The organism is Pseudoxanthomonas sp. PXM04 (assembly GCF_014851695.1).
Taxonomy (GTDB): Bacteria; Pseudomonadota; Gammaproteobacteria; order Xanthomonadales; family Xanthomonadaceae; genus Pseudoxanthomonas_A; species Pseudoxanthomonas_A beigongshangi.
Window position 1 is genome coordinate 130,326 of the sequence record NZ_JACVAG010000004.1, and the last position, 16,831, is coordinate 147,156.

Genomic DNA, 16,831 nt, shown 5'->3' on the forward strand with positions numbered 1-16,831 from the left:
CTTGTCGTTGCGATCCGCGTGCTCAGCGCGACCCGGCGGTGCGCGGCGCCGGCAGGTACTCGTAGTACGTATAGGCGTACTGCCCTGCCCCGCGCTTCTCCACGCCGTTGAAGATGGCGCCCTTCACCTCCACGCCGTTCTGCTCCAGGCGCTGCTTGGCCAAGGCGATCTCGCGCTGCTGGTTGAGACCCCAGCGCACCACCAGCAGACAGGTGCCGGCGTGCTGCCCGATCACGGCCGCATCGGTCACCGCCAGTACCGGCGGGGTATCGATCAGCACGATGTCGTAGTCATGCGCCACGTTCTTGAGCAGCGCGGTGAAGTTCTCGTGCATCAGCAGTTCGGACGGATTGGACGGCACCGCGCCGCGCGAGATGAACGACAGGTTGTCGGCCCCGGCGACCCGGCGGATGGCATCCTCCAGTTCGATCCGGCCGAGGATCAGATCCGACAGTCCGCCTTCCCAGCGCACGCCGACGGCGTCGTGCAGGGTGCCGCGGCGCATGTCGGCGTCGATCAGCAGGACCCGCTGGCCGGTCTGGGCGATGGTCACCGCCAGGTTGGCGCAGACGAAGGTCTTGCCCACGCCGGGGCTCGGCGCGGAGATCATCAGCAGGTTGTTGCGGGTCTTCATCCGCGCGAAGTGCAGGCTGGTGCGCAGCGTGCGCAGTGCCTCCATCGCCAGGTCCGACGGCGCGCTCAGCGCCAGCAGGCGCTGGCGCCGCTCGCGGCGGCGGCCGCCGGTGCGCTGGGTGAGCTCGCGGCCCTTCTCGCTGAAGGGAATCGAGGCGTATACCGGCAGGCCCAGCAGCTCGATGTCGACCGGATCCTCCACCCCGCGGCGGAACAGCTGGCGCATCAGCACGAAGGCGATCATCAGCACGGCGCCGAGCGCGGTGCCGGCGGCCAGCACCGGCAGCGGCTTGGGCCAGGCCGGGCTGTTGAGGTTGACCGCGGCCGGATCGATCACGCGGGCGTTGCCGACCGCGCTGGCGCGGGCGATGTTCAGCTGCTGCGCCTGGTCCAGCAGGTTGGCGTAGGTCTGGTTGGTCACCTCGACGTCGCGGTTGAGGCGGAACAGGCCCTGCTGCGTATCCGGCAGGTCGCGGATCTGGCCCTGCAGGGCGGCGCGTTCGCCCTGGAACTGTTCGATCTGCCGCTGCAGGGTCTGGTAGGTCGGATGCGAGGGGGTGAAGCGGTTGGCGACCTCGGTCATCTGGATGCGCAATTGCTGGATGCCGGCATCCAGGGCGATGGTCCGATCCAGCAACGCCCGGTTCTGCACCGCCACGTCCAGGGTCTGGGTCCGGGTCTGGAACTGGTTGAGCGCCGCCTGCGCCTTGGCCAGTTCCTCGCGCACGTTGGGCAACTGCTCGGTCACGAACTTCAGCCGGCTGGCCGCTTCGGCGGACGTGCGGGCCACGTTCTGGTGCACGTACTCGCGGGTCACCTCATCCAGCACGCGACGGGCGCGCTCGGGATCGGCGTTGGCGTAGGTCAACGCGATGACGCCGGAATTTCGGCCCTGCTCGGTCGCGGTGATGTCCTGCTTGAGCGCCGCCATCACCGTGGTCGGGTCCCGCCGGGTCACGTCGAAACGCATGCCCGGGTTGGCGACCAGGCGGCGCACCAGCAGTTCGGTGCCGCCCGCGCGGGCGGGCACGCCGGCCTTGCCGCGCAACAGCACGCGGCCGTCCGGAGTGGAAAGCACGTACTGCCCGCCTTCGCCGGCGGTGATCCGCAACTGCGCGCCGGTCAGTTCGCGCGGGACTTCAAGGTGTGCCACTTCCAGCACATCGCCGCCCCAGCCATAGCCGCTCAGGCCCAGCCATGGCGACGACAGCGCCCCGGGGTGGGACTTCTGGTAACGGCGGGCGATGAATTCACCCAGCAGCGGCAGACGCGCGGGCTGCACGTCCACGTCCAGATCCAGTCGCGTCATCGCCTCGCCGATCACCCGGCGCGAGGTCAGCAACTGCACTTCGGTCGCGCCCGGCGAGGTGGAAATCGGCGGCGGGCCCTGCATGGCGGCGTTGGTGCTGACGCCCGGCGGGATCGCCGGCCGGTTTTCCACCTGCACCACCGCGTTGGCCTCGTACGTCGGCGTCACCACCAGCACGTACAGCAGGCTGGCGAGGAAGAACGCCGCCGTGCCCAGCAGGATCATGCGCTTGTTCTGGTTGAGCGTCGCCACCAGGGTCGGCAGATCGACATCGCCCTCGCGGGGCGCGGGGCCCGGGGTCAGATCCGGACCGGGCGGAAACGTCCGCGTGATGAGTTGAGTGGCCATGGGGGAGTCACCTCGTTGCCAGATGGGATTCACGCAAGCCGGTCAGGACGCTTCGCGCACGCCATAGGCGTAGCGGATGTCCTGGGCTTCGGGGGGATGGGGCGGATGTCCGCCGGTACGAAGGCGCAGCAGCGCGTCGGGTACCTCGTCGCCGGGAAGCCCCGCACGGGCGTCGCCCGTGGTCGCCGTGGCCAGCGACTGGTATACGGCAGGTTCGCTGAGCAGGGTCAGCACGCGGCCGGCGATGGCCAGCGCGGTGGTACCGATGGCGATGCCGTTGCCCTCGCCATCGGGCGTGTCGCAGACGCGCAGCACCGGCTTGCCCTGCAACTGGCCGGGGAAACCGCCGCCCTGCCCGGCAAGTACCAATTGCGCACGTTCGAGCAGGTGCAGCCAGGCCAGGTAGTCGGTCAGTTCCAGGATATGCACGTTGGCGAAGGCATGCAGCGCGGCGGAAACATCGCCGGCGGCGCCATTGCCGGAGGATTCCTGCGGCCACACGATGTCCACGTCCGGGCGCCGGCGCGCGATCATTTCCAGCGCCTCGGCCAGTTGCACGGCGGCGTCCTGGTCCGGCGCGCAGGCGACCATCAGCAACGGGTTCTCATCGCGCAGGAACGGGAAACGCCATGCGATCGCACTGGCCAGCCTGGGTTCGGCGCGCAGCACATCCAGTCCCGTGCGCAGGGTTTCGGCGACGATGCCCTCCTGCACCAGCAACCGCTCCTCCGGCACGCCCTCCAGGCGCAGGCGCCGGCCCGCGTCCTCGCTGGCGGCCACGTGCAGCGCCGCCAGCGACTGGACGATGCGCCGGCTCGCTTCGTTGGGCCAATGCGAAGGGGTCGCCGCGCTCGCGTCGCCGTCCACGCACACCACCGGGACGTCATCGGCATGCGCGGCCAGGCTGAGCGCGAACGTGGCCGGTGCGTTGCCGGGCACCAGGACCACGTCGGGGCGTATCTGGTCGAGCAGCTCGCGCGCGCCGGTGACAAGCGCGTCGGCGCCGTCGTCGCCGGACAGGCGATCCTGGGCCTTCAGGCCGAACAGGCGCAGCGCCGCCTCGCCGTCGGTGCCAGGCACTTCGGACAGGCACACGCTGGTCTGGAAACGGGCGTCATCGGCGAGCCGCTGCGCGATCGGCGCCACGCCCATCGCGTCCGGCGTGGCCGCGACCACGCACAGGGCGCGCACCGGGCCATCGCCATCGGCGCCGCGGACGACCGGATAGGGTTCGTGGTCCTCGCTGCTGACGGCGCCAGGCGGCACGAAGCGTCGCCCGGCGTGCGGGGACGGCACGAACCGGGCCAGCCCGCGCGACGGCCAGCTGAAACCGCGCGTGCGCAGTTCGAGCAGGCGCGGCAGCCCGAGCAGGTAGATCACGGTGGCGGCGATGAACGACAACAGGTTGACGATGTCCGGCACCGCCCGCAGGACGTAACCCAGCAGGGCCAGGACGATGCCGATCGACACCATCAGCGCCAGGGTCACGCGCGGCGAGAAGCCGCTGTCCATCAACAGATGGTGCAGATGCTGGCGGTCGGCGCCGAACGGCGAACGTCCCGCGCGGATGCGCCGGTACATCACCGCCAGCGTGTCCATCACCGGCAAGGCGACGCACCACAGCACGTCCACCGGCGCCAGCCGGCCGACCCGCGAGTGGCTCAGGTAGATCAGGCTCCAGCCAAGCAGGAATCCGATCGCGGTGCTGCCGGCGTCGCCCATGAAGATCTTGCGTCCATCCGGCCAGCCCAGGTTGGCGAAGATGTAGGGAATCAACGCCGCGAAAAGCACCTGCAGCATCAGCATGGCGCCCACCGCGGTCCAGCCCGCGCGGTCGTACAGCAACACCGAGCCGATGCAGACCAGCGCGATCGAGGCGGCCAGGCCGTCGATGCCGTCAAGCATGTTGAATGCGTTGATCAGCCCGATGACCGCGAAAATGGTCAGCGGGATGCCCCAGATGCCCAGCCGGATGTCGCCCGGCAGCAGCCCTCCCATGTGATCGACGTAGTAACCGGTGCTGAGGATCACCAGGGCGACGATCGCCGATTCGATCAGCAGGCGGGATTGCACGGTCAGATGGACCACGTCGTCGGCCACGCCCATCGCCACGATCAGGGCGGCGCCCATCATCACGCTCATGACGAAGCGGTCGATGAAGCCCAGGTAGGCCAGTCCCACCAGCAGCCCGATGAAGAAGCAGATGCCGCCGATCAGCGGCACCCGCCCGTTGTGCTGCTTGCGGGTGTCGGGCCTGTCCACCAGACCGACCCGGCGCGCCCACGGGCGCATCGAGAAGATGGCGAACAATGTCACCGCCAACGCAATCGCGCTGGCGGCGATGATCCTCGGATGCTCCATCCAGAAATCCTCGCTACTCACTAGTCCGTGATGGCCATCCTGTCCAACCGGTCATCCCTGGCAAAACCACTGTCCCGCGTGATGTGTGCGTTAGTGGATCGTTCCGTTTCCAATCTACGGACAGCATCTTGATGAGCGCATGAAAGCGTGAACTGCGTAAGGGCATCGGCTCAGCTGTGTGCAGGCAGCGCGAACAATCGTGAATCGGAGCCGATCGGCATCCGCTCGCACCAGGCGCGCGCCGACTCTCCGATCAGATCGAAGGTGCGAACGAAGGCGTCGCGCGGCTTTCCGCAGGGATCGCGTATTTCCTGGCGACCTTTCCATCTGCCCAGCAGGTGCATGCGGTTGCGCAGCGGTGGCGCGATCGCCTCGAGCGCACGCAATTGCCTCTGCTCCATCGCCAGCACCAGATCCGCCTCGACCAGCATGCGCAGATCGATCTGGCGGGCGACATGGTGATCCAATCGAAGACCATTCTCGGCAAGCAATTCGGCCGCAATCGGATGCAGGCCATCACCCACCCGCGCCGCCAGCCCGGCCGAACGCACCCGCAGGCCGGCCGCGTGCCCGTGCGAACGCAGCACCGCCTCGGCCATCGGGCTGCGGCAGATGTTGCCGACACATACGATCAATACCTGGTACATCGCGACGCCATCATGTTCATGCGGTGCAGCCTGCCAGCGCGGCCGTGTCGAGCGTGTATGCGCACGCTCTTCACATGCTCGTCAGCGTTTTCGTTCTATGCAGGATGCGGGCAGATGAACGGCATGCCGGATTTTCCATACCTCGGTCCAGTTGGAATCCATTGCGGTCCGTGCGGAGCATCTCGCCAAGAATGGAAATCCAAATGGGCCCCGGCATCCGCCGGGGCGACGAATCTCCATCCCTGCCCATCACGAGAGAGCCCACCCATGCCCCTGCTGAAAATCCGACTGACCGGAAGCGAGGCCGATGTCGCCACCGTGATGAGCGTGGTGCATGGCGTGGACGGTGTCGAACGGGTCGAGGAAGTGGCGGATTTGATGCCGCACATGGACGACGAGGATTCCAGCTCGGCCGGGCTGGTCGACGATCAGGGCGCCGGTGGCGTGCATGCCATCGAGATCGAAGTGCCGGGACCGCATACCGGCGACGAGGTGCGCGAACTGATCATCCGCAGCGCTGAAAGCCTGGGAATGGCGGTGGAATTCGTCGACGATTTCTGAACGGACCTGCCGCGCCCTTGGGCGCGGCAGGTTTCCACTGCATCTGAGACGGCGCCTGCTGCTGCGGCGTGCCTACATCATCTTGTCGCGCGCCTGCTCGGCGCGCGCGGCACCGATGGCGGTTTCGACATTGCGTTCCTCTTCCGGCGGCGGCAACACGGCCGGCAGGCCCAGCGACTGGATCCACAATTCGCGGGCCCAGCCGCGCGTGTGGTAGAGGTGGTGATCTTCCTGTTTCTCCACCTGATCGTGCGCGGCCTTGAGGATCTTGCCTTCCTGCTTGCCCGCCTTTTCCGCGACCCGGCCGATCAGCTCCCAGTTCTGGTGGTCCTTGGTTTCGGCCAGGACCACGCATTCGGCGGCGACCAGTTCGGCGGCGGCGGCCCCCGCTTCGGCCATCGCCATCCGGATGGCCTTCACCAGCGAACGACCCTGATGGGCGACCACCTCACGGCCGGGACTGGCCGCCTCGGGATCCTTGCCGAGCTGTTCGAACACGTCCAGCAGGATCTGTTCGTGCTGGCGGGTTTCCTCCAGATACTTTTGCCACTCTTCCTTCAGGTCCTCGTTCTGCACCGCCTCCAGGGCGGCGGTGTAGACCTGGATGCCGCCGCGCTCGGTTTCCAGCGCCTGCAGCAGCAGTTCGTTCACTTGGGTCTGGTCGGTCATGGATGAGCGTGCCATTGGATACTCCTTGCCGTCGGGTGGGAGAAACAAAAGATTCGTGGCGACTCGCCAACTTGCCGATGTTCTAGCCTCGGCCGTGCAAACGCGCCGTGACAGCGCGACGCCTTCGCGTGCATCCGCCTTTAACGCGGCGATGCACACACGCTCTTGCCGGACTCGGGAGTACAACCGGATCGTCCTCCTCTCCGGCGTGCGCGGCACGCGGAATTCCAGATGAGTCCGCCAGCCGATTCCGCCTGCTGCTACCTGCCCGAACGCGCGCCCCCGGTCAACGTGCCGCTGGCGATCTATGCGTGCTCGATCGACGACGTGACCGGCTGGTTCAGCGGCCGCTACGATGGCCGCGCATGGCACGCGGAACTGGCATCGGACGATGAGGAAGGATGGTACGTGCTGGGTTGGCGACAGCCGCATGCGCCCCTCGACGATGCCTGCGTGGCCTGCGGGGGATTGCCGACCCATCCGCTGGGACATGAGCCGCCGTTGCTGCGCACCGCCCCGCCCCACTAGGCGTCGCCGGCCCGCGGCGGATGAACCCGCGCTTTGCGGCGCCCGCTTCTTAACGAAGCGTGGATCCGCCCTGCACCCGCGATTTCCCCCGCGTGGCGGAAACTCGCGGGCGTGGATGCCGGAGAACATCCCGGCCGGCTGCATATTCAGTGGACGCACTCCCTCGCGGAGCCTCGCCTTGACCCGCAGCCCCACAGGAGAACCGGCCCGAGGCCACAACGGTCGCCGGGAATGGCGGGTCAACCTCGTCTGGATCGCCAACCGGTTCTCCGCTTCCCGCACACGTTCTCTTGATGCGGTCGCGGGAAAGGTGCAGTCCTGCAAGCCAAGCAGGAGATGCGCATGGGCAAGACGTCGATCGAAACCCGCCTCGCCGAACTGGAAGCCCTCTGCCGCCGCCTGGAGCCGGCGGTGGAGCGGCGCATGCAACGTCAGGATCAAGTGGTCGAAAGCGTACTGGAGCACTTCGGCAGGCTCCAGGGCCAGCTCGCGGTCATGGGCTACGTGGCGTCCACCGTCATGCAGTCCGTGGACGAACCCGTGCAGACACGGCTGATCGCCTGCCTGCAGGTCGCGGCCGAGAATTTCCCGCTCGGCCTGCCGCCCCAGTTCGAGGACGGCTTCCGCGAATCGGCCGAGGCGCTGATCCCGGATATTTGGACCCTGCATTGATCCGGCTGGCGAGGTGTCCGTCGACCATGATCCGTCGCATGGCCGGATCGCTCACGTCCTGGCTGGAAGTTCCGGCGGCGGCGCCGGGCCAAGGTGTTCCAGGGTCCCGGCCAGATCCATCGGCCGGGCCAGCAGATATCCCTGCACCTGATCGCAATGGTGACGATGCAGCCAGTCCAGCTGCGCGCGGGTTTCCACGCCTTCGGCGACCAGGGTCAGGCCCAGGCTGTGCCCCAGCGTGATCATGGCGTGGCAGATTGCCGCGCTGCGGTCGTCATCGGCGACGTTGCGGACGAAGGTCTGGTCGATCTTCAGCGCGTCCAGCGGCAACTGGTGCAGGTAGGACATGCTGGAGAAGCCGGTGCCGAAATCATCCAGCGAAGTGCAGATGCCGTGTTTCTGCAGCGTGCGCAGGGTCCGCATGGTGCCTTCCGGGCTGTCCAGCAGCATGCTTTCGGTGACCTCGATGTGCAGCGCGCCGCGCGGCAGCCCCTGGCGCTCGTGCAGGCGGATCAGGCGTTCGGCGAAATCGGGGCGGCGCAGCTGCGCCGGCGACACGTTCACCGCGATCGGCAGATCCGACCAGCCGGCCGCGACCAGCTTGCGATGGCATAGCGCCGCCTCCTCGATCACCCAGTCGCCCAGTGTCGTGATCAGCCCGGCATCCTCGGACAGCGGCACGAATTGCGACGGCGGCACGAATCCGCCATCGGCCTGCGGCCAGCGCAGCAATGCTTCCAGGCAGACCGGCCGGCGATCCTCGAGCCGGTAGATGGGCTGGAAATGGAGCATGAAGTCGCGCTGTTCCAGCGCCACGTGGATGCGCCCGATCATGCGCAGCCGTTCGCTGGCGGCCTGCGCCATCGGCGCGTCGAAGATGCGGATGGGCACGTCCTGCGTACGCGCCACGTGCGCGGCCAGCGCGGCATGGCTGACCGCGTTCTCGAACGATTCGCCGTCGAACCGGGCCACGCCCACCCACGCCTCCAGGCTGCGCCGCGAGCCGCCCTGCTCCACCGGCAAGGTCATCGCGCGATGCAGCGCGGCAACCGCTTCGTCGACATCCACGCCGGGGCGCAGCGCGACCACGAATGCCTCGGATGGCACGAACGCGGTCTCGCCCCATGGATCGGCCAGCGTCTCCAGGCGGCTGGTCAGGGTATCCAGCAGGCGCGTCGCGACCGCCTGGCCCAGGCTGTCGATCACCAGCTCGAGCCCGCGCAGTTGCACGTACGCCAGCGCATAGCTGCCCTTGCCCTCGGCCGCCAGCGCGGCCTTCAGGCCGGGAAGGTTGAGCAGGCCGGTGGCGGTGTCATGGCTGGCGCGGTAGTTCAGTTCGCGCTCGTAGGCGAGCGTTTCGCTGATGTCCTCGGCCAGCACCAGCCGCGCGGGCCGGCCGTCGTAGCTGATGGTGTCGGTGCGCACGTGCACGTCGATCACGCTGCCGTCACGCTTCAGGTGCTTCCAGACCTCGCCTTCGTGCGAGGGCGCCGGCTCGGTCAGCGACTGCAGCATGTCCACCGAACTGCGCGGCGGGCGGATGTCCATGATGGACATCGAGAGGAATTCCTCGCGGCTGTAGCCGTAGTGGCGCTCGGCCGCCGCATTGACCTCCAGGAAGCGCAGGGTTTCCAGGTCGAAAACCCAGAACGGCATCGGATTGCGCTCGAACAGCAGGCGGTACTGGCGTTCGGTCTCCAGCAGCCGCGCCTGTGCGCTGCGTTCGTTGGTGATGTCCACCAGGGTGCCGGTCATCGCGGCGCCGCCTTCCTGACCCTCGACCGCGCCGCCGCGGGTCAGCAGCCAGCGTACCTGCCCGTCCGGGCGCACGATCCGGTACTCGGCGGTGAAGGGTTCGCGGCTCTGCCAGGCCTGGGCGAAACGCGCGCGCAGCGCATCGCGATCATCGGGATGCACGAGCGCGTAGAACTCCTCCCGGTCGGCGCTGTTGCGTTCGGGTCCGAATCCGAAGATCTCCGATACCTGTTCGGACCATTCCACCCGCGGCGGCGACTGGCGCACGACCCAACTGCCGGTCTTGCCGATGCGCTGCGCCAGCCGCAGGCCTTCGCCGGCGCGGCGCACTTCCGAGATCAGGCGCTTCTGCGCGCGCGCCGCCTGGCGGGTGTGGCGCATGAGATACAGCAGGCTGGCCCAGTACAGCACGTAGACGGCCAGGGATCCGAACAGCAGTAGATACCAGGGGTGCAGGATTTCCTTGCGTCCCAGCCCCGCGCTGACGAACACGCCATAGTCGTCCAGGTGCAGGCGCGAGGTGATCCGCACCACCCCGTCCACGCCGCTGCGGCGAATCATCGCGCTGCTCGCGTATGGCGGTCCGGACGGGAGGATCTCGGGGTAACGGCGTCCCACGTAGTGCGCCGCGTCGCGGCTGCGCGCCAGCACCGTGCCACCGTGATCCATCACCGTCACCACGCCGTCCCGCCCGGTGTCCAGGCCTGCGACCAGGCGCTGGATTTCCGCCACCCGCAGGCGCGCCACGATCCAGCGGCCGTCGTCCATCGACGTCAGCAGCGGCAACAGCCATTCGCCATCCAGTTGCTGGAGCGCGCCGAAGCGCAGGGCATGCGTCGGCGACCCGCGCGGCGGCGGCGGAATCCGCAGGCCATGGCCGGGGGTGATCGCGCGCCCGGCCGCATCCACGATGACGATGCTGTGCAGTTCCTGGTGGCGGCCCACGACGCCGGCCACCGCTTCGCCGAGCAGCGCCGACGCCGATTCGGGGACGGTGCGGAACGCCTGCTGGGCATCGCCGGCGATACCGGCCATGGCCCGTTCCAGGTTCCGCAGTTCCAGCCGCAGCAGCCTGGCCGTGCCTTCGGCCAGCGCCATGCTCTGGCGCCGCGCCGCGTCCAGCCTCAGTTGATGGTCGCGGTAGACGAAATAGCCCAGCAGATACGCGAGCACGAGCGCCAGCGCGATGCCCGACCAGGCGACCGTCCGGGTGGAGCGAACTATGGGCAATTCCTTGTGCGTATCCGTCATGGCGACGCTGAGCAGCCAGGTAGCGGAATGGTCGATGTCCCCCGGGCGCCACCATACCCCTGTAGGCGCTCAAGCGGAAGCCGGTGGCCTTGGGGGGCCGCCCGGCGGTCGGCGACGGGCGATCAGGCGCTCGATCCAGGCCAGCACGACCAGCACGGACAGCGTGGCCGCGGTGATCAGGAACGCCAGCAGGTCGTAGTCGAATCCCACCGCCACGCCGATCACCGCCACCATCAGCAACGAAGCCGCGGTGGTGATGCCCGTCACCGTACCGGCGCCGCGCTGGGCGAAGATGGTGCCCGCGCCGATGAAGGACACGCCGGCGATCACCGCCTCCACCAGCCGGAACGGGTCCACCGTGAGGATGGGGCTTGGCTCGCGCATGCTCTCGGCCATCACCAGGCCACCGATGCCAACCAGGAAGGCGGCCGCGCCACCGACCAGCATGTGGGTGCGGAAACCCGCCGGCCGGTTCTTGATTTCGCGCTCCACGCCGATGCTGCCCGCCAGCGCCATCGCGTACACCACTTCCAGCAGCACGTTCCATTGATCCGCGAATCCGGAAACCATGCCGTCGTCTCGCAGCCCGGGAGATCGCAGCCTCGCGCGGCGGCAGTCAACGCGCCGTGCGCGAAATGTTGGCGCGGGATGAAGACCCATCCACATCGCGCTCACGCCGCGCTACCTAGGATGAAACCATGGAAAGCGAAAGTACCCTGGCAGCGGAACCACCGCTGATAGAGGATGACTGGGCGCTGTTCCTGGATGTCGACGGTTCACTCGCCGAACATGCGCCCACGCCGGATGCGGTGCGGATTGATCCCGCGATCAAACAGGCCCTGCCCGCGCTGTCCCGCAAATGCGGCGGCGCGCTGGCGCTGGTGAGCGGTCGATCGGTGGAAGCGCTGGACGCCCTGTTCGATCCCGTGCATATCGCGGCGGTCGCCGGCCTGCACGGACTGGAACGACGCTGGCACGCCGGATGGAATCCGGCCCCGGCGATGGATGCCGGTTTTCTCGCGCTGGCGGCGGAAGCCGAGGCGATCGCCGCGCGTTTTCCCGGTGCGTTGATCGAATGCCGCGGTGGCTGCCTGTTCCTGCACTGGCGCGCCGCGCCTGATGCAGCGCCGGAACTGGGCGCGTTCGCCGAGTCCGCGCGGACGCGGCTGCCGCGCCATCGCCTGCATCCCGGCGCGCACGGCATCGAGATCCGCCCGGTCGGAATGGACAAGGGCGCGGCGATCGCGGCCTTCATGCAGGCGCCGCCGTTCCAGGGCCGGCGACCGGCCTTCATTGGCGACGATCCCGCCGACGAGCCGGGTTTCGCCCAGGTCAATGCGCTGGACGGCGTCAGTGTGCTGATTGGCGCGGCGCGCACCAGCGCGGCGCGCCATCGACTGGCCAATCCCGGCGCGGTGCGCCGCTGGCTGCTGGATTCCCTACACGACGAGGTATTGGCATGAACATCGAATCACGGCACCGGCCGGTGGCTCGCGGCGAGGGGGACGCGGGACGCACGGTGCTGGTCTCCAACCGGGTCGCCCTGCCCGGCGAAACCCAGACCGGGGGCCTGGCGGTGGCGCTTGCCGCGGCCATGGAAGATGGCCCCGGCCTGTGGCTGGGCTGGAGCGGTCGCATGGCCAGCGACGCGCGCCTGCCGCTGGCGCGCACCCGCGCCGGCCGGCTGGAGTATGCATTGCTGGATCTGCCCGCGGACGAATTCGACGCCTACTACCACGGCTTCGCCAATCGGGTGCTGTGGCCGCTATTCCACTACCGCATCGATCTGGTCGACTACCACCGCGAGCATCACGAGGCCTGGTGGCGGGTCAATCGCAGGTTCGCCGAAGCCCTCGCCGGCCAACTGCGCCCGGATGACACCGTATGGGTGCACGACTATCACCTGATTCCACTCGGCCAATGCCTGCGCGAACTGGGCATCGACAACCGTATCGGTTTCTTCCTGCACATCCCGATGCCGCCGCCGGACGTGCTGTCCGCCCTGCCCGTGCACCGTCGCCTGCTCGCCGCGCTGGCCTGTTACGACCTGGCCGGTTTCCAGACCCGCACGGATCTGGACAACTACCGGCATGCGTTGCGCCAGCAGGACATCCGCACGCAGGGCCGCAGCGGCGCGTTCCCGATCGGCATCGATGTCGAGGCGATCGTGGCCTGCGCGCAGAGCGACGAAGCCCGCATCGCCGAACGCGATCTGCGCGCCAGCCTGTCGGGCCGGCGGCTGGCGATCGGCGTGGATCGGCTCGACTACTCCAAGGGCCTGCCGGAACGCTTCCGCGCGTTCGAGCGGCATCTGGAAAGCGGCGCGCCCTCCGCCGGACAGCTCACCTACCTGCAGATCGCCCCGCCCAGCCGCATCCAGGTACCCGAGTACCAGGAGGTGCGACGCGAACTGGAAGGATTGGCCGGCCACATCAACGGTCGCCACGCCAAGCCCGAGTGGACGCCGATCCGCTATGTCAACGACAGTTTCCCGCAGAGCGTGCTGGCCGGCTTCCATCGTGCCGCCGCGATCGGCCTGATCACGCCGCTGCGCGACGGCATGAACCTGGTCGCCAAGGAATACCTCGCCGCGCAGTCGCCGCTGGATCCGGGGGTGCTGGTGCTGTCGCGCTTCGCTGGCGCGGCCGAGGAGCTGACCGAGGCATTGCTGGTCAATCCGCACGACGCCGATGCGGTGGCCGACGCAATCGACGCCGCCGCGCGCATGCCCCTGCGCGAACGCCAGGATCGCTGGCACGCGTTGATCGCGAAGCTGCGCGGCAACGACGTCGGCCATTGGGCGCGTGGATTCCTCGAGACGCTGCGCGATGGCGGTGGCTCCGAAGCCACCGTGAAGGCGCTGCCCGACACGCGGCCCGATGTATTGGCGGGAGTGCGCGCGCGATGAAGATTGCCCAGATCTCCCCCCTGCTGGAGGCGGTGCCGCCCCGGCTGTACGGCGGCACCGAACGGGTGGTTTCCTACCTTACCGAGGCGCTGGTCGCCGCCGGCCACGACGTGACCCTGTTCGCCTCCGGCGACTCACGCACCTCGGCCACCCTGGTGCCGGGCCGCGACTGCGCGATCCGGCTGGACGAGTCGCCACTGAAGTCGCCGGTGGCCGCGCACCTGGCGATGCTGTCGGACGTGGCCCGGCGTGCCAACGAATTCGACATCATCCACTTCCACATCGACCTGCTGCCGTTCCCGCTGTTCGAGCCGGTCGCCGCGCACACGATCAGCACCCTGCACGGGCGCCAGGACAAGAAGGATCTGCCGGCCTTCTACCGGCGCTGGCCGGAATTCCCGCTGGTCTCCATTTCCGAAAGCCAGCGCCGGCCGATTCCCTGGGCCAACTGGCTGGGCACGGTCTACCACGGGCTGCCGGAGGATCTCTACCAGCCGGCGGAAAACCCGGCCGGCGACTACCTGGCGTTCCTGGGCCGGGTGTCGCGCGACAAGCGACTGGATCGGGCGATCGCGATCGCGCGCCGGGTCGGCCTGCCGCTGCGCATCGCGGCCAAGGTCGACACCCACGACCGCGTCTACTTCCGCGAAACCATCCGCCCACTGCTGGAGCAGGACGGCGTGGAGTTCATCGGCGAGATCAACGACGAGGAGAAGCCGGCCTTCCTCGGCAACGCCCGCGCCCTGCTGTTTCCCATCGACTGGCCCGAGCCGTTCGGGCTGGTGATGATCGAGGCGATGGCCTGCGGCACCCCGGTGATTGGCTGGCGCTGCGGTTCGGTGCCTGAAGTGGTGGACGAAGGCGTCACCGGCCATATCGTGGATTCGATCGCGGCGGCCAGCGCGGCGGTCGAACAGGTGGAACGGCTCGACCGCGCCCGCATCCGCGAAGTGTTCGAGCAGCGTTTCTCCGTCACCGCGATGGCGCGCGAATATGTGGGGCTCTACCAGACCCTGCTGACGCGTCCGGACCTGCGCATGGCCAAGGGTTGAACGATGGAATCAGCCGCCGACGCCGCCCTGTACACCCGCTATGTGTTGAAGGACGGCGACAGTTTCCTGGTCGCCAACAGCTACGGCGACATCGCCGGTCCCGCCGAGGGTTTCTTCATCAGCGACACCCGCGTGCTGTCGGGTTACAGGCTGCGGCTGGGCGACGAGGCGGCGACCCTGCTCAGCGCCGCGGTGACCCAGGACAACGTGCTGTTCGTCGCCCATCTCACCAACCGCGCGCTTTCGCCGCTGGACGAAGCCGGTACGCCGCAGGGGCTGATCCACATCAGCCGCAACCGCTTCCTGTGCCAGGAGCGGATGTACGAGCGCATCAGTTGCGTCAACTACGGCGAACAGCGGGTCACCCTGCCGCTGCGCTTCACCCTGGCGGCGGACTTCTGGGACATGTTCGAGGTGCGGGGCAGCCGCCGTTCCGCACGCGGACGACTGATGGAACCGGAGCCCGGCGAGATCGGCTACGGCTTCCGCTATGTCGGCCTGGACAACGTCGAACGCGCCTCCTACATCCGCTTCTCGATGGCGCCGGTGTTCGCCGGCGCCGGCGAGCTGGAATTCCCGCTGGTGCTGGAACCGGACGAGGTCCGCGAGTTCTACATCGAGGCCGGCGCCGACCCCGGCGAACCGCCCTCGCGTGAACGCTACCGCTACCAGGCCGCACTGGCGCGCCGGCGCATGCGTTCGCGCCAGCGGCGTGGCGCGCGCATCGTCAGCAGCGGTCCGCTGTTCGATCAGTGGATGCGCCAGTCGCGTTCGGACCTGGCGCTGCTGACCAGCGATCTGGAAACCGGACCCTACCCCTACGCCGGCATTCCCTGGTTTTCGACCCCGTTCGGCCGCGACGCCGTGATCACCGCGCTGCAGACGCTCTGGCTCGATCCGGGGCTGGCGCGCGGCGTGCTGCGCTTCCTCGCCGAACACCAGGCCAAGGAGGACGCGCCGTTCCTGGACGCGTCGCCGGGCAAGATCATGCACGAGACCCGCAAGGGCGAGATGTCCAGCCTGCGCGAACTGCCGTTTGGCCTGTACTACGGCGGCGTCGACACCACGCCGCTGTTCGTGATGCTCGCGCATGCGTACTGGCGCCGCACTGGCGACGATGCATTCATCCGCGGACTCTGGCCATCGCTGGAAGCGGCCATCGGCTGGGTGGAGCGCGTCTGCGACGCGAACCCGCTGGGCTTCCTCGACTACGCGCGTGGCGAGCGGAGCGGCCTGAGCAACCAGGGCTGGAAGGACAGCGGCGATTCGGTGTTCCATGCCGACGGCCGGCTCGCGCCGGGCCCGATCGCGCTCGTCGAGGTGCAGGGGTATGTCTACGCGGCGTTGCGCGGCATGGCGGCGCTGGCGACGCTTTCCCCGGACGAGGAAAGCGCCACCCGGCGCGCCGCCGCCTGGGAGGCGCGCGCCGCTCGGCTCCGCCAGGCGGTGGAAACGCACTTCTGGGACGAGGAACTGAAGTTCTACGGGCTGGCGATCGATGGCGAAGGCCAATTGTGCCGGGTGCGCACCAGCAATCCGGGCCACCTGCTCTATACCGGCCTGGCCGCGCCCGAGCGCGCCGCCGGGGTCGCCGCGCAATTGCTGTCCTCGCCGTTCTTCACTGGCTGGGGCGTGCGCACGGTCGCGCGTGGCGAGGCGCGCTACAACCCGATTTCCTACCACAACGGTTCGGTGTGGCCGCACGACAACGCGTTGTGCGCCAGCGGCATCGCGCGCACCGGTTTTCGTGGTGGCGCGCCAAGGCTGCTGCGCGGCGCGTTCGAGGCGGCCGTGCACTTCGACATGCGCCTGCCCGAGCTGTTCTGCGGTTTCTCCCGCACCCAGGGCGCGCCGCCGGTCGCCTATCCGGTGGCCTGCCTGCCACAGGCATGGGCGGCCGGATCGGCGCTGATGCTGCTGCAAGCTTGCCTGGGCATCGACATCGACGGCCGCGGCGAGATGGTGGAGATCAACCAGCCCGAACTGCCACCGGGCATCGAGGATGTCACCATCAGCGACCTGCGGCTGGGCGCGCGCCGGTTCGATCTGGCCTTCCGCAAGGTCGGCGAACGCATCAGCGTGTTCGCCGAGGGCGAAGGCGCGCCCGGGCTGGCGGTCTGCATCCGCCAGTAGGGCG

At 68.5% G+C, this 16,831-nt stretch carries 12 protein-coding genes and 1 pseudogene; 7 read left to right on the plus strand and 6 right to left on the minus strand.

The window, feature by feature from the left end; genetic code table 11:
* Positions 1-22 precede the first annotated feature (22 nt).
* From IB228_RS11470 to IB228_RS11480, 3 genes are all read right to left on the minus strand, one after another.
* Positions 23-2,290 carry a polysaccharide biosynthesis tyrosine autokinase gene (locus IB228_RS11470; RefSeq protein WP_183636369.1) on the minus strand — a complete coding sequence of 756 codons (2,268 nt, stop codon included), beginning with the start codon at positions 2,288-2,290 and terminating at the stop codon, positions 23-25.
* A 42-nt stretch (positions 2,291-2,332) separates the two neighbouring features.
* Positions 2,333-4,651 (minus strand): UDP-N-acetylglucosamine 2-epimerase, encoded by a 2,319-nt coding sequence (locus tag IB228_RS11475; protein WP_183636371.1) that lies wholly within the window; start codon positions 4,649-4,651, stop codon positions 2,333-2,335.
* Between the two features lie 170 nt (positions 4,652-4,821).
* Positions 4,822-5,298, minus strand: coding sequence for a low molecular weight protein-tyrosine-phosphatase (locus IB228_RS11480; RefSeq protein ID WP_183636373.1), 477 nt, complete (start codon positions 5,296-5,298; stop codon positions 4,822-4,824).
* 267 nt (positions 5,299-5,565) lie between these two features.
* Here IB228_RS11480 and IB228_RS11485 point away from each other — a divergent pair, with 267 nt between their 5' ends.
* Positions 5,566-5,859, plus strand: a complete 294-nt coding sequence (locus tag IB228_RS11485) for a hypothetical protein (protein ID WP_192198569.1) — start codon at positions 5,566-5,568, stop codon at positions 5,857-5,859.
* 72 nt (positions 5,860-5,931) lie between these two features.
* On the opposite strand, the gene IB228_RS11490 is transcribed toward IB228_RS11485, so the two are convergent.
* Positions 5,932-6,543: a hypothetical protein gene (locus tag IB228_RS11490; RefSeq protein ID WP_183636379.1), complete on the minus strand. Its 612-nt coding sequence runs from the start codon at positions 6,541-6,543 to the stop codon at positions 5,932-5,934.
* A gap of 216 nt (positions 6,544-6,759) precedes the next feature.
* Here IB228_RS11490 and IB228_RS11495 point away from each other — a divergent pair, with 216 nt between their 5' ends.
* Positions 6,760-7,056 carry a hypothetical protein gene (locus IB228_RS11495; protein ID WP_183636382.1) on the plus strand — a complete coding sequence of 99 codons (297 nt, stop codon included), beginning with the start codon at positions 6,760-6,762 and terminating at the stop codon, positions 7,054-7,056.
* 342 nt (positions 7,057-7,398) lie between these two features.
* A complete protein-coding gene (locus IB228_RS11500) occupies positions 7,399-7,728 on the plus strand; it encodes a hypothetical protein (RefSeq protein WP_183636385.1) in 330 nt (109 codons plus the stop codon).
* Between the two features lie 51 nt (positions 7,729-7,779).
* On the opposite strand, the gene IB228_RS11505 is transcribed toward IB228_RS11500, so the two are convergent.
* Both IB228_RS11505 and IB228_RS11510 read right to left on the minus strand, forming a co-directional pair.
* Positions 7,780-10,734: an EAL domain-containing protein gene (locus IB228_RS11505; RefSeq protein ID WP_192198571.1), complete on the minus strand. Its 2,955-nt coding sequence runs from the start codon at positions 10,732-10,734 to the stop codon at positions 7,780-7,782.
* A gap of 69 nt (positions 10,735-10,803) precedes the next feature.
* The gene (locus IB228_RS11510) at positions 10,804-11,304 is read right to left on the minus strand and encodes an MgtC/SapB family protein (RefSeq protein ID WP_183636391.1); all 501 of its coding nucleotides are present in this window, start codon (positions 11,302-11,304) and stop codon (positions 10,804-10,806) included.
* 128 nt (positions 11,305-11,432) lie between these two features.
* Between IB228_RS11510 and otsB the strand changes: the two genes are divergently transcribed.
* From otsB to IB228_RS11530, 4 genes and pseudogenes are all read left to right on the plus strand, one after another.
* Positions 11,433-12,197, plus strand: coding sequence for a trehalose-phosphatase (gene otsB / locus IB228_RS11515; RefSeq protein ID WP_192198573.1), 765 nt, complete (start codon positions 11,433-11,435; stop codon positions 12,195-12,197).
* Positions 12,194-13,564: pseudogene (locus tag IB228_RS11520) on the plus strand (trehalose-6-phosphate synthase); the annotation flags it as partial. The gene otsB and the pseudogene IB228_RS11520, both read left to right, overlap by 4 nt.
* Before the next feature lie 74 nt (positions 13,565-13,638).
* Positions 13,639-14,694, plus strand: coding sequence for a glycosyltransferase family 4 protein (locus tag IB228_RS11525; RefSeq protein ID WP_183636401.1), 1,056 nt, complete (start codon positions 13,639-13,641; stop codon positions 14,692-14,694).
* 3 nt (positions 14,695-14,697) lie between these two features.
* Positions 14,698-16,827, plus strand: coding sequence for an amylo-alpha-1,6-glucosidase (locus IB228_RS11530; protein ID WP_183636404.1), 2,130 nt, complete (start codon positions 14,698-14,700; stop codon positions 16,825-16,827).
* Positions 16,828-16,831 lie beyond the last annotated feature (4 nt).